Source organism: Fusibacillus kribbianus (genome assembly GCF_030053595.1).
In the GTDB taxonomy this organism is placed as follows: domain Bacteria; phylum Bacillota; class Clostridia; order Lachnospirales; family Lachnospiraceae; genus Lientehia; species Lientehia kribbiana.
In genome coordinates this window covers 53,626-66,401 of record NZ_JASGBQ010000014.1, presented here as the reverse complement: position 1 = coordinate 66,401, position 12,776 = coordinate 53,626, and the positions used below count along the sequence as shown (strand labels likewise).

Here is a 12,776-nt window from a genome sequence, read left to right as displayed (position 1 = left end):
CTTTTAAGGGCAGCTGAGAATGTGGTGCAGTTGGCAGACTTTCAGTGCGCCTTCCGGGCGCAAGCAGGCAACAGCCCCTTATAGGGGCAGAACAAGCCACCGGCTAAGCCGGTGGTCTTGACTCAACCAGCAGCTTTTTCGCCATACTGTTTTTTGAGCACCGGTGTAAACCGCAAGGGTGTTTTCGATTGCAGAAACCGGAAGGGAGCACTTTTATGCAATATGATCAAATGGAGCAGGGCATCTTTAAGGGACGGCCAAACCGTTTTTTGGCAGATGTGGAGCTAATAGGCGCCTCAGGAGGAGCCGGCAGGACAGTGCGGTGCCATGTGAAAAATACAGGCCGCCTGAAGGAGCTTTTGATCCCGGGAAGGACGGTATGGATCGAACATTGTGATAAGCCGGAGCGGAAAACAAAATATTCCCTGATCGCCGTGGAAAAGCCTGCGGATAAGGGAGAACGCGTCCTTGTGAATATCGATTCCCAGGCGCCCAATGAGGCAGCTTTCCAGTGGGTGAAACAGGGGGCCGGTGGGATATTTAAGGAGATTCAACTGGTGCAGAAAGAAAAGAAATTTGGAAATTCCAGATTTGATCTGTATATCGAAGCCGATGGAAGAAAATGCTTTATGGAGGTCAAGGGGGTGACCCTTGATGTGGATGGGGTGGCCAGGTTTCCCGATGCACCCACAGAACGGGGCGTCAAGCATGTGGAAGAGCTGGCGGCCTGTCTGGATGCCGGTTATGAGGCGTACATTCTGTTTGTCATTCAGATGAAGGGAATTCATGCCTTTGAACCGAACGATGTAACCCACCCCCAGTTTGGGCGGACGCTTCGGGAAGCGTCCGCGGCGGGGGTAACGGTGCTCGCCTGTGACTGTATCGTTACAGAAACCTCCATGACCATTGACAGGCCGGTAACGGTCCGCCTGTAACGATACCATCGGCTACAGCAGCCGTCTATAATTTAATGATCCTCATCATATCGATGGCACTGTTTTGCTCATGCGGGCCGCCGGAGATGACAATGGTATCTCCCTCTTCCACAAGCCCTGAGTGGAGTGCGATCTCCTCCGCGTGGGCAAAGAGGCTGTCGGCGCTTCCCTGCTCCTCCGCCTGGAAGGGGCAGACACCCCAGGTGAGAGAGAGCTGGCGGAGGGCTTTTCGGTCCACAGTCGGTGCGATGACCGGCACGGCAGGCCGGTAATCGGCGATCATGCGGGCGCTCCGGCCGGTCCGGGTGACAGCCACGATGGCTTTGGCATCCAGGTAATGGGCGGAGGTGATGGTTGCGATACCAACGGCCACTGCAGGGATCCGCTCCAGGCACAGAGACTCATGGAGCTCGGAAAACCGTTTTTTGTAATTGATGCACTTTTCGGTGGCTTCGGCAATCTCAGCCATGGTGCGGACCGCTTCGGTGGGATAATCACCTGCCGCAGTTTCACCGGACAGCATAATGGCGGTGGTTCCGTCATAGATGGCGTTGGCCACGTCGGACACTTCTGCTCTGGTGGGACGGGGACTGTGAGTCATGGATTCCAGCATCTGGGTGGCGGTGACACAGTGCTTGCCGGCCTGATAGCATTTTTTGATGATGGTTTTCTGGATGCCGGGCAGCTCCCGGAAGGGGATTTCCACACCCATGTCGCCGCGGGCGACCATGATGCCGTCGGAAAGCTGCAGGATCTCGTCCAGATTTTCAATGCCCTGGGTGTTCTCGATCTTTGCGATGATCTGGATCCGCTTTCCGCCGTTGTCATCCAGAAGCTTCCGGAGCTTGCGGATATCATCGGCTGTCCTTGTGAAGGAGGCAGCCACAAAATCCACATCCTGCTGGATCCCGAAGAGGATATCGTTCCTGTCGGTCTCGCTGATATAGGGCATGGGAATATCAAGATTAGGGATATTGATACTCTTGCGGTTGCTGATCCTGCCGCCGTTGATGACGCGGCAGATGACATCGGCTCCGTTTATGCGTTCCACGAACATGGCGATCTTTCCATCGTCGATCAGGATCCTGGTACCGATGGTCACGCAGCCGGACAGGCCGTCAAAGCTTAAGCCGATTCCTGTTTCATTGCCGGGTTCAGAGGAAGTGGTCAGGGCAAAGCTCTGGCCGGCATCCAGGATCACATAACCGTTTTCAAAATCACGAAGGCGGATCTCCGGCCCCTTGGTGTCCAGCAGAAGGGCAGTGGGACGGTTCATTTCAGCACTGATGCGCTTTACCCGGTCCATACGGATCTTCTGCTCCTCATGGGAGCCGTGGGAAAAATTGAATCTGGCACAGTTCATGCCGCCGTTGATCAGCGCCCGGATGGCTTCGTCGCTGTCGACGGCCGGTCCCATGGTACAGATGATTTTTGTCTTTCTCATGAGCAAACTCCTTTTTCCTATACAGAAACTTGACTTGTTTTTGACAGCTAAATTTTGTATAATCGTAATCGTATGGGAAGTCTTCCCGGAAAAAATTTGTTTCTATCATAGAATACATTGGAAAAAATATCAAGTAAAAATTATGACAGCAGACGGGACATCGCCTCAGGAAGGGGAATGCACTATGACGACTAAATGGATAAAAAGAAGGCGTTCGAGGATCATACACGGGATCATATTTGCAGCGGCACTGATTGTGTTTCTTTATTCCGGCTTCCAGCTGCTTCAGATCTTTGGCGAATACAAGCGGGGAAGCGATGAGTACCAGGACCTTGCGGGAGCGGCAGATAAGATCCTGTCTTCGGCAGAAGAAAACATCAAAGAAAACGGAGATCTGCAGGGCCAGCCCGCAGCGGAGGAGGACTCCGGTGCCTGGAAGGAGCTTTATGAGACCATGAGCCGCGACAATGAGGATTATGTGGGCTGGATCGTCATTGAGGACACGAAGATCAATTATCCCATCGTGCAGGGATCCGACAACGATTATTATCTGTCCCATACCTTTGAGGGAAAGGAAAATTCCTCCGGAACTCTTTTTGTGGATTACCGGATCGAGGAAGGGATGGAGGGAAAGCATGTCCTTGTCTACGGACATAATATGAAAAACGGTTCCATGTTTGCAGGCCTCAAAAAGTACCGGGAGGATGAATTTTATGAGCAGCACAAAACCTTCCGGGTGTACACGAAAACGGGGCTGTATACGTATGAGATTTTTGCGGTCCGGGAGATTCCGGCAGACAGCGATGCGTATACCTTATGGTTTGCCGATGACGCAGATTTTATGAGCTATATTAAAAAAATGCAGGCGGATTCCATTCAGAGTACGGGCGTGACCGTGGAGCCGGGAGATCAGATCATAACCCTGTCCACCTGTGTCAACAATAATGTGGACAGACTCATCATCCAGGCGAAACGTTTATAATCTTAAGCCTGAAGGGCGAGAGTACGTAAAAAAATACTTGCAATATTTAAAAAAATGAGGTATGTTATATTGCAGATGGAGCCGGAGCTCCGGAAATAGACTTGGTAATCGAACGAAGGCGTTCCATAAAGGGCGCCTTCTCTTTATTTGTCAGGTCCGAGGATAAGAAAATATGGAGGAAAAATCTATGTGTGAAAAGGTAATGAACGTGGAAGAGATCTTCAATGAAAACGTGTTTACCATGGGAAAGATGAAGGAACGTCTGCCCAAAAAGGTTTATGCAGAGGTTAAGAATGTCATTGACCATGGCGGAGAGCTTTCTCTTGCGACGGCGGATGTGGTGGCCAAGGCTATGAAGGACTGGGCCGTGGAGCACGGCGCAACCCATTATACCCACTGGTTCCAGCCGCTGACCGGAATCACCGCAGAGAAGCATGACGCCTTTGTGACCAACCCCGATGCAGAGGGACATATGCTGATGGAGTTTTCTGGCAAGGAGCTGATCAAGGGCGAGCCGGATGCATCCTCCTTCCCCTCCGGCGGTCTGCGTGCGACCTTTGAGGCAAGAGGCTATACTGCATGGGACTGCACTTCACCGGCATTTATCAAAGAGGATGCCACCGGTGCGATCCTCTGTATCCCCACTGCCTTCTGCTCCTATAAGGGCGAGGCTCTGGATAAAAAGACACCGCTGCTTCGTTCCATGGAGGCACTTTCCGAGCAGGCTCTCCGTATCGTCCGTCTTTTCGGCAACACGGAAGCAACCAAGGTAACTGCTTCTGTTGGACCTGAGCAGGAATACTTCCTGGTTGACCGGGATCTGTATCTGCAGAGAAAGGACCTGATCTACGCAGGACGTACCCTTTTCGGCGCTCCCGCTCCCAAGGGACAGGAGATGGATGACCACTACTTTGGTGTCATCAAAGAGCGTATCGGTTCTTATATGAAGGATCTGAACGAGGAGCTGTGGAAGCTGGGCATTTCCGCCAAGACGCAGCACAATGAGGTTGCTCCCGCACAGCATGAGCTGGCTCCCATTTTCAATACGGCAAACATTGCAGTTGACCACAACCAGCTGGTTATGGAGACTATGAAGAAGGTTGCCACCCGCCACGGTCTGGCCTGCCTGCTTCATGAGAAGCCTTTTGCAGGTGTCAACGGTTCCGGTAAGCATGACAACTGGTCCATCTGCACTGACAACGGAGTAAATATGCTGGATCCCGGCGATACGCCCAACCAGAATATTCAGTTCCTGCTGGTTCTGGCCTGCATCATCAAGGCTGTGGATGTTCACGCTGACCTGCTTCGTCAGTCTGCTTCCAACGTGGGCAATGACCATCGCCTTGGCGCCAATGAGGCACCGCCCGCCATTATCTCCATGTTCCTCGGCGAACAGCTGGAGGATGTGGTAAAACAGCTGATCGAGACCGGCGAGGCTTCCTCCTGTAAGGAAGGCGAGAGACTTTACACCGGTGTCAGCACCCTGCCTGATCTTCAGAAGGATGCCACCGACAGAAACAGGACCTCACCCTTCGCCTTCACCGGAAATAAATTTGAATTCCGTATGGTCGGTTCCTCCGATTCCATCGCAAGCCCCAACACCACGCTGAACTCCATTGTTGCGGAGGCATTCTGTGAGGCTGCCGATATCCTGGAGAAGGCCGATGATTTCGATATGGCGGTTCATGATCTGATCAAGCAGTACCTGACTGAGCATCAGAGAATTATCTTCAACGGCAACGGCTATTCCGATGAGTGGGTGGAAGAGGCTGAAAGAAGAGGACTTCCCAACATCAAGTCCATGGTAGATTCTGTGGCGAGCCTGACTACAGAGAAGGCAGTTAAGCTTTTCGAGAAGTTCCATATTTTCACCAAGGCCGAGCTGGAATCCCGTGCAGAGGTTCTCTATGAGACCTATGCAAAGGCCATTAACATCGAAGCTCTGACTATGGTAGATATGGCCGGAAAGCAGCTGATTCCCGCTGTGATCACCTACACTACCGAGCTGGCAGCATCTGTCAGCACAGTGATCGATGCCTGCCCTGAGGCAGATGTCAGCACACAGAAGGAGCTCCTGATCGAGACCTCCTCCCTTCTTGCAGAGGGCCAGAAGGCACTGAAGGCACTGAAGGCTATTACGGCAAAGGCTGCCGCCATGGAAGAGGGCGAGGCTCAGGCAAGAGCATACCACGACGAGGTAATGCCCGCCATGGCTGCACTTCGCGCACCCTTTGACAAGCTGGAGATGATCGTGGATAAGGAACTCTGGCCGATTCCTTCCTACGGCGATCTGACCTTCGAGGTATAGGATTCAGGAACTTTTAAGAAATAAAGCGTTCTGCGGGACACGGGAGCTTTCTCCTGTGTCCCGTTTCCTTTGCCGGAGTGGGAAAGGACTGCTTTTCAGACATAAAAAACCCCTGTTTTGACGAGAAACAGGGGTTTTTTATATGATAGTAAAAAGGGAGGAGAGCTGAAGAACAGCTCATGTTATGAAAAAATATTGAGGCATTAGCTTTGGCCTTTGCTCCGAATATTGTCAATGATCTTTTGTGTGTTGGCGCTTGTTTTGTATCTTATGGTTATAGTATATGAGCTAATCGTGAAGAAATCATGCCCGGTTTGTAAAAAGATTTTGAATGATATTTGAACAAAATATGAACAAAACCGTGACTTGAATATATTTTCACAAACTGTTACAATAACGATAGTGTTCACTGGCGTGCAGCCACAGAAGCGGCAGAAGCAGCTTCTGAGAAGCCTGATTTAAAAATAATAAAAAGAGAGGAACAGAAAATGGCGGAGACAAAAAATCCTGTAGTTACCATTGAAATGAAAGACGGAGGCATTATCAAAGCGGAGCTTTATCCTGAGATCGCCCCCAATACTGTAAACAATTTTATCAGTCTGGTGAAGAAGGGGTTCTATGATGATCTGATCTTTCATCGGGTGATCCGTGGGTTCATGATCCAGGGCGGATGTCCTCTGGGACAGGGAACAGGCGGTCCCGGTTATCAGATCAAGGGTGAGTTTGCCATGAACGGCGTTGCAAATCCTCTGGCTCACGATCCCGGCGTCCTTTCCATGGCCCGTGCCATGCATCCCGATTCTGCCGGCTCCCAGTTCTTTATCATGCACAAGAAGGCGCCTCATCTGGACGGACAGTATGCGGCCTTCGGTAAGGTCATTGAGGGGATGGATGTGGTGAATGCCATCGCCGAGACGGCTACCTCCTATGCCGACAGACCGGTGAAAGAGCAGAGAATGAAGACGGTGACTGTGGAGACCTTCGGGGTCGATTATCCGGAACCGGAAAAGTGCTGATCGGATGAATACATGAAGGACCGCCCCGAATGAACCGGGACGGCCCTCCATGTCATATAATAATATAATGTGAGGGAAAACTAGTGTTGGCAGTTACTGCCTACGCTAATACAAAAAAAGACGGCGCGCTCGGGGATACAAGCACGCCGTTGTTTTTGTATGTTTTTATTATAAATAAAATTTTCCAAAAGTCAAAGGTTTTATTAAAAAAAGATTGTATTTCTTCCTGTACAATTCTATACTGGTAATAGAATACCGAGGAGGTGTCTGATGAATATCGATATCAGAAGGGAAACGGAAGAGCTTCGCAATTATGTGGTCAATTTGAGAAAGCATTTTCATATGAACCCGGAGCTTTCTCTGGAAGAGTGGGAGACCTCAAAGCGGATCAAACGGGAGCTTGAGGAGATGGATATCCCTTATATGGAGGTGGCCGGAACCGGCGTGATCGGCATTCTGGGAAAGGAAGGTCCTGTGATCGCCCTGAGAGCCGATATGGATGCTTTGAAAATTGAGGAGCAGACAGATGTCGGTTATAAATCCTGCGTGCCGGGAGTGATGCATGCCTGCGGCCATGATGCCCACACGGCGTCCCTGCTTGGCGCGGCGAGAATCTTAAAAAACCATGAGGAGGAGTTAAACTGTACGATCAAGCTCCTGTTCCAGCCGGCGGAGGAGATCTGCCGGGGCGCCAAGATGGTCATGGAATCCGGTTATCTGGATCATGTGGAGCAGATGTTTGGCCTTCATGTGTTTGCGGATATCCCGGTGGGCTATGTGAATATTGAGCCGGGTCCCCGGATGGCGGAGTCGGATCTGTTCAAGATTACCATAAAAGGACGTCAGGGGCATGCCGGAAAGCCGCAGCAGTGTGTGGATGCCACGGTGACAGCGGCTGCGACCATCATGAATCTGCAGCAGATCGTCAGCCGGGAAACGAATCCCATCGATTCGGCGGTGGTAAACATCGGACATCTGGTCAGCGGTACGGTGCGGAATGCAGTGGCCGGCTCCGCCTTCATGGAGGGTACGGTGCGGACCTTCTCCAGAGCGGAGGGAAAGCGGATCGCCGCCGCAGTCCGCCGCGTTGCCATGGGGACTGCAGCTGCCTATCATGCGACGGCTGATGTGGAATATGTACTGGCAGCCCATCCGGCGGTGGACAACGATGCCGAGGTGGCGGAAATTGCCTTTGCGGGTGCCCGGAAGGCCTTTGAGGAAGATGCTTTTATTGAGGTGCCCAAAATGATGCTGGGTGAAGATTTTTCTGTCTACCAGCAGCGGATCCCCGGAGCCTTCGCTTTTGTGGGAGCGGGCAATGAGGAGATGGGACGGGCCTATCCCAATCATCATGAGAAATTTAACATTGATGAGCGTGCTGTGACCAATTCGGTCATGCTGTATGTCGCTTATGTGCAGGAATATGTGAACAGGCGGGAGCAGGAGGCAAAAGGACTCAGTACGGAGCGGCAGGCGTTTGTCCAGGAGGGCGGACTGCGCAGCCGGTTCCAGAAGCTTAAAAAAGAGCGGGAAGCCGCGAAAAAGTGAAAAAATGGGGAAAAAGCCCCGGGAGAAGAATTGTATTTTGACAGGAGATTGTGTATACTATAAGTATTATGTATACAAAATACTGCGGAGCATGTTATGAGAGAGGAATTGAGTCTTCGGGCCTACGGAAAAATCAATCTGGGGCTGGATGTGATAAGAAAAAGACCGGACGGGTATCATGAGGTGAAAATGGTCATGCAGACTGTTAGCCTCTATGACAGCCTGAGGCTGAAAAAAAAGGAAGAACCCGGGATCGAGGTGCGGACAAATCTCCCGTTTCTCCCCACCGGACCGGACAATCTGGTGTACCGGGCTGCAGAGCTCCTTCTGAAGGAATTTGGCATAGGGGAAGGCCTTTTCATCGATCTGTATAAAAAGATCCCTGTGGCAGCAGGGATGGCAGGCGGAAGCAGTGATGCGGCAGCGGTGCTGGTGGGAGTCAACCGTCTTTTTAAGCTGAGGCTTTCCAGAATCGGGCTTATGGAGAGAGGCGTTTCCCTGGGTGCCGATATTCCCTATTGCATCATGAGGGGAACAGCTCTGGCAGAGGGAATCGGGGAGAAGCTTACGAAGCTTCCGCCCATGCCGGATTGTGCGATCCTGTTGGCGAAGCCACCCATCAGTGTATCCACAAGATTTGTTTACGGAAATCTCAGGGCGGACAGTCTTCCCTGGCATCCGGATATTGACGGGATGACGGAGGCACTGGCGGAGGGAAGTCTTTCGGGAATCACGGCCCGTCTGGGCAATGTGCTGGAGACGGTAACTATTCCGGCCCATCCCCAGATTCAGAAAATAAAAGATGTGATGTCGGAAAACGGAGCGGAAGCGGCGCTGATGAGCGGCAGCGGCCCCACGGTTTTCGGGATCTTTAAGGATAAAGAAACGGCAGGCAGGGCAGGCAGGAAGCTGCGGTCTGCAGGATTGGCAAAACAGATTTATACGGTGAGGCCATTTAATGTGTGCAGAAATGGCCGGAGGTGACAGATGGACGGACTGAAAGTGAATGAAAATGAATATTTACCGCTGCGGGACGTGGTGTTTAATACCCTTCGCAGGGCGATCCTTCGGGGAGAACTGGTACCCGGGCAGAGACTGATGGAGATTCAGCTGGCGGAAAAAATGGGAGTCAGCCGTACCCCGGTGCGGGAAGCCATCCGCAAGCTGGAGCTGGAGGGGCTGGTGGTAATGATTCCGAGAAAGGGAGCTGAGGTGGCACATATCTCCGGCAAAAATCTCCGGGATGTGCTGGAGGTGCGGCGTGCGCTGGAGGAACTGGCCGGAGAGCTGGCCTGTGAGCGCATGACAGAGGAGGAATTCCGCCTTCTGGAGCAGGCCAATCATAAATTTACTGGGGTTGTGGGCAGCGACGATATCACAGTCATTGCCCAGGCGGATGAAGCCTTCCACGGACTGATCTATCAGGCCACGGAGAATGAACGGCTGATCCAGATGGTGAACCATCTGCGGGAGCAGATGTATCGGTACCGGATCGAGCACATCAAGGACCGCTCTCAGAGAAAAGTCCTTGTACAGGAGCACCAGGAAATCATGCGCGCATTGGCGGCTCGGGATGTGGAGGCTACCAGGAGAGCCATACGCAATCATATTAACAAGCAGGAAGTGGCTGTGTCAAAAAATATCAGGGAGCAGGAAAAATGACATTTAAAGAACGATATCTGGCCGGAGAGATCGAATTTGAGGGAATCGATGATTATATTGCCGACTGGAATGAAAGCGACGATCTTCGTACGCTTCGGGAGTATCTGGGACTGAATGCAGAAGAGGAGGACGTCTGGATCGACGAAAGTGACGAGGCGCTCAAAGCGCTTTTGGACAGACAGAGGGGCTAAAACAGCCCCTCCAGCCATTCTATGAGACGAAAGCGGACCCGAATCTCTTTCGGGGAGCTGTCGGAGGTGTCTGAGGCAGAGCGGTCCTCTGTCTGGAGAGCCGCATAGGTGTCCTCGTCCAGAATGGTGCGCAGCTCCTCCTTGGATTCCTCCGGCACAACGCCCCAGGCGGCATCCACGAAGCAGAGGGAGGGGTAGAGAACACACCACCAGTTTTTACCGGCACCGTCTCCGATGACGATGCGGAAGGCCTCATAGGTGCCGCAGGGGAAGGTGAGATCTCCGTAGACCTTAGTGGGAAAATACCAGGGTTCCAGAAAGAGGGACACAGGATAGTCAAAGCCCTCCTTTTCAATGACTGCTTCGGCAGTTTTTTGTATTTCTGTTTTATGGGTCTTTAAGAAGGCCTTCGTCTCCTCAAGTCCGGAATCTTCGGGAAGGTTTTCTTCAATATAATGGAGCACGGCAGCCTTGACGGTAAGCTTGAGGGCCTGATCCTCGTCGGAATCGCTGTTGGCGAGAATATGGAACCGGAGGATCTTTTCAGAAAGCTCCTGGTGGATGGCCGTCACGGTTCGGGAGGCGGAAAAGCAGAGAAAGCCTGCGCCTGCACAGAGAAGGAAAAGCAAAAGGGAAAGAATGATCCGTTGTTTTTTCATAAATAGCAGCTCCTTTATGTAGATTGGTATAAAAAGAGTTTTCCCTGTTTTCGGAATTTATTACAATTAAACATTGAAGAAGTGAAAAAAGCAGGGTACAATGAGAAGTGAAATTTTGACAGAAAGAAGGAATGAAAGTGGAAAAACAGACAGTGGCAGTACTCTTTGGAGGACAGTCGTCCGAACATGAAATTTCCTGCATTTCAGCAGCGACCGTGATTGAGAATATCAATCGGGATAGATACGATGTGATTTTGATCGGCATTACCGAGGACGGAAGATGGCTTCTCACCGAATCGGTGGAGGAGATCCGTTCCGGCGCGTGGAAAAACGGAACCGTCAGGGCGGTCGTTTCTCCCGACAACGGACACCACGGCGTACTTCTCATTGACGGGGAGCAGATAACCTGCCGGAGAGTGGATGTGGCGTTTCCAGTTCTCCATGGCCTTTACGGCGAGGACGGCACGGTTCAGGGTATTTTTGAACTGGCCGGGATCCCGTATGTGGGCTGCGGCGTGCTGGCATCGGCCGTCTCCATGGATAAGCTTTATACAAAAATTATCGTGGATACTTTGGGAATCCGTCAGGCCGGATATGTGGCTGTCCGGAAAGAGGAGCTTTCCCGCATGGATGAGGTGACGGCACGGGTGGAAGCAGCCCTTGCTTATCCGGTGTTCATAAAGCCCTGCAATGCAGGCTCTTCCAAGGGCGTTTCCAAGGCGGGCAACAGGGAGGAACTGATTTCCGGTCTTCTTGAGGCCGCAAACCATGACAGAAAGATCCTGGTGGAGGAGACCATCATCGGCCGGGAGATCGAGTGTGCAGTCCTGGGAGGCACCGAGGTGAAGGCCACCGGTGTCGGAGAGATCCTGGCAGCGGCAGATTTTTATGATTTTGAAGCAAAGTATCACAATGCCGAGTCCAAAACCGTTCTTGATCCGGAGCTTCCGGCGGAAACGGTGGAGGAGATCCGGAGAGATGCCGTTGCCATTTTCAAGGCGGTGGACGGCTTTGGTCTTTCCCGGGTGGATTTCTTTGTCACCAGAGACGGGGGCGAGGTCGTGTTCAATGAGATCAACACCCTTCCCGGATTTACCGCCATCAGCATGTATCCCATGCTTTGGGAAAACAGGGGGATCGCAAAGCCTCAGCTGGTTGAGAAGCTGATCCAGATGGCGTTTTCCAGAAAGGAGAGATAAATGGGAGTCAACGCACCCATTGGAGTCTTTGATTCCGGAGTGGGAGGGCTTACGGTGGCCCGTGAGATCATGCGGCAGCTTCCCGATGAGCGCATGGTTTATTTCGGGGACACGGCGCGGCTTCCCTACGGAACCAAGTCCAAGGAGACAGTGATCCGTTTTTCCAGGCAGATCGTCCGTTTTTTAAAAACAAAGAATGTGAAGGCCATTGTGGTGGCCTGCAATACGGCCACGGCCCAGGCACTGGAGGAACTGAGAAAGGAATCGGACATTCCCGTCATCGGCGTCATTGATGCGGCGGCCAGGGTGGCCAGCACGGTTACCAGAAATGACCGGATCGGGGTGGTGGGGACCACCGGGACCATCGAGAGCGGGATGTACACAAGGGTCTTAAAGGAGTATAATCCCAGAGTCCAGGTATATGGTAAGGCCTGTCCGCTTCTGGTATCTCTGGTGGAGGAGGGATGGCTCCATGATCCTGTCACCGAGGAGGTGATCAGTCGTTATCTGAAGGACCTGGAATATAAATCCATTGATACGCTGATCCTTGGCTGTACCCATTATCCGCTGCTTCGTTCTGCCTTCCGTAAGGTGGCAGGCGAGGATGTGACGTTAGTGAATCCGGCCTACGAGGTGGCTGTGGAGTTGAAGGAGATTCTGGACGAAAAAAAGCTTTCCTGTGACGGGGAAGTGGATCAGGCAGGGAAAAAGTATGAGTTTTTCGTCAGCGATGCTGCAGAAAAATTCTGTGATTTTGCAAATTCGATTCTGCCCTATGACATAGAGCGGGTTCAGCAGATCAACATCGAAGATTTTGACTGAGGAAAGCTTT

Annotated in this window: 12 protein-coding genes; 10 read left to right on the top strand and 2 right to left on the bottom strand. The window is 52.0% G+C overall.

Annotation, left to right across the window (positions count from 1 at the left end; genetic code table 11):
- Positions 1–215 precede the first annotated feature (215 nt).
- Complete coding sequence (gene sfsA / locus QJ036_RS08770) at positions 216–935, top strand: DNA/RNA nuclease SfsA (protein WP_283231013.1); 720 nt, start codon at positions 216–218, stop codon at positions 933–935.
- Positions 936–960: 25 nt separating this feature from the next.
- Here the strand turns inward: sfsA and pyk are convergent, their stop codons facing one another.
- Positions 961–2,379: a pyruvate kinase gene (gene pyk, locus QJ036_RS08765; RefSeq protein ID WP_283231012.1), complete on the bottom strand. Its 1,419-nt coding sequence runs from the start codon at positions 2,377–2,379 to the stop codon at positions 961–963.
- Between the two features lie 184 nt (positions 2,380–2,563).
- Here pyk and srtB point away from each other — a divergent pair, with 184 nt between their 5' ends.
- The 7 genes from srtB (at position 2,564) to QJ036_RS08730 (ending at position 10,086) form a co-directional block, all read left to right on the top strand.
- Complete coding sequence (srtB, locus tag QJ036_RS08760; RefSeq protein WP_283231011.1) at positions 2,564–3,361, top strand: class B sortase; 798 nt, start codon at positions 2,564–2,566, stop codon at positions 3,359–3,361.
- A 187-nt stretch (positions 3,362–3,548) separates the two neighbouring features.
- Positions 3,549–5,669: a glutamine synthetase III family protein gene (locus tag QJ036_RS08755; RefSeq protein WP_283231010.1), complete on the top strand. Its 2,121-nt coding sequence runs from the start codon at positions 3,549–3,551 to the stop codon at positions 5,667–5,669.
- A gap of 488 nt (positions 5,670–6,157) precedes the next feature.
- Entirely contained in the window at positions 6,158–6,685 is a 528-nt protein-coding gene (locus tag QJ036_RS08750; RefSeq protein ID WP_283231009.1) for a peptidylprolyl isomerase, read from the top strand.
- A gap of 270 nt (positions 6,686–6,955) precedes the next feature.
- Positions 6,956–8,233: a M20 metallopeptidase family protein gene (locus QJ036_RS08745; RefSeq protein ID WP_283231008.1), complete on the top strand. Its 1,278-nt coding sequence runs from the start codon at positions 6,956–6,958 to the stop codon at positions 8,231–8,233.
- A 96-nt stretch (positions 8,234–8,329) separates the two neighbouring features.
- The gene (gene ispE, locus QJ036_RS08740) at positions 8,330–9,217 is read left to right on the top strand and encodes a 4-(cytidine 5'-diphospho)-2-C-methyl-D-erythritol kinase (protein ID WP_283231007.1); all 888 of its coding nucleotides are present in this window, start codon (positions 8,330–8,332) and stop codon (positions 9,215–9,217) included.
- A 3-nt stretch (positions 9,218–9,220) separates the two neighbouring features.
- Entirely contained in the window at positions 9,221–9,895 is a 675-nt protein-coding gene (locus tag QJ036_RS08735; RefSeq protein WP_283231006.1) for a GntR family transcriptional regulator, read from the top strand.
- Complete coding sequence (locus tag QJ036_RS08730; protein WP_283231005.1) at positions 9,892–10,086, top strand: hypothetical protein; 195 nt, start codon at positions 9,892–9,894, stop codon at positions 10,084–10,086. Before QJ036_RS08735 ends, QJ036_RS08730 begins: the two co-directional genes overlap by 4 nt.
- Here the strand turns inward: QJ036_RS08730 and spoIIR are convergent.
- A complete protein-coding gene (gene spoIIR / locus QJ036_RS08725; RefSeq protein ID WP_283231004.1) occupies positions 10,083–10,745 on the bottom strand; it encodes a stage II sporulation protein R in 663 nt (220 codons plus the stop codon). The genes QJ036_RS08730 and spoIIR overlap by 4 nt on opposite strands.
- Before the next feature lie 137 nt (positions 10,746–10,882).
- On the opposite strand from spoIIR, the gene QJ036_RS08720 reads away from it, so the two are divergent.
- Positions 10,883–11,944, top strand: coding sequence for a D-alanine--D-alanine ligase family protein (locus tag QJ036_RS08720; RefSeq protein ID WP_283231003.1), 1,062 nt, complete (start codon positions 10,883–10,885; stop codon positions 11,942–11,944).
- Positions 11,945–12,766: a glutamate racemase gene (gene murI, locus QJ036_RS08715; protein ID WP_283231002.1), complete on the top strand. Its 822-nt coding sequence runs from the start codon at positions 11,945–11,947 to the stop codon at positions 12,764–12,766.
- Positions 12,767–12,776: the final 10 nt, after the last annotated feature.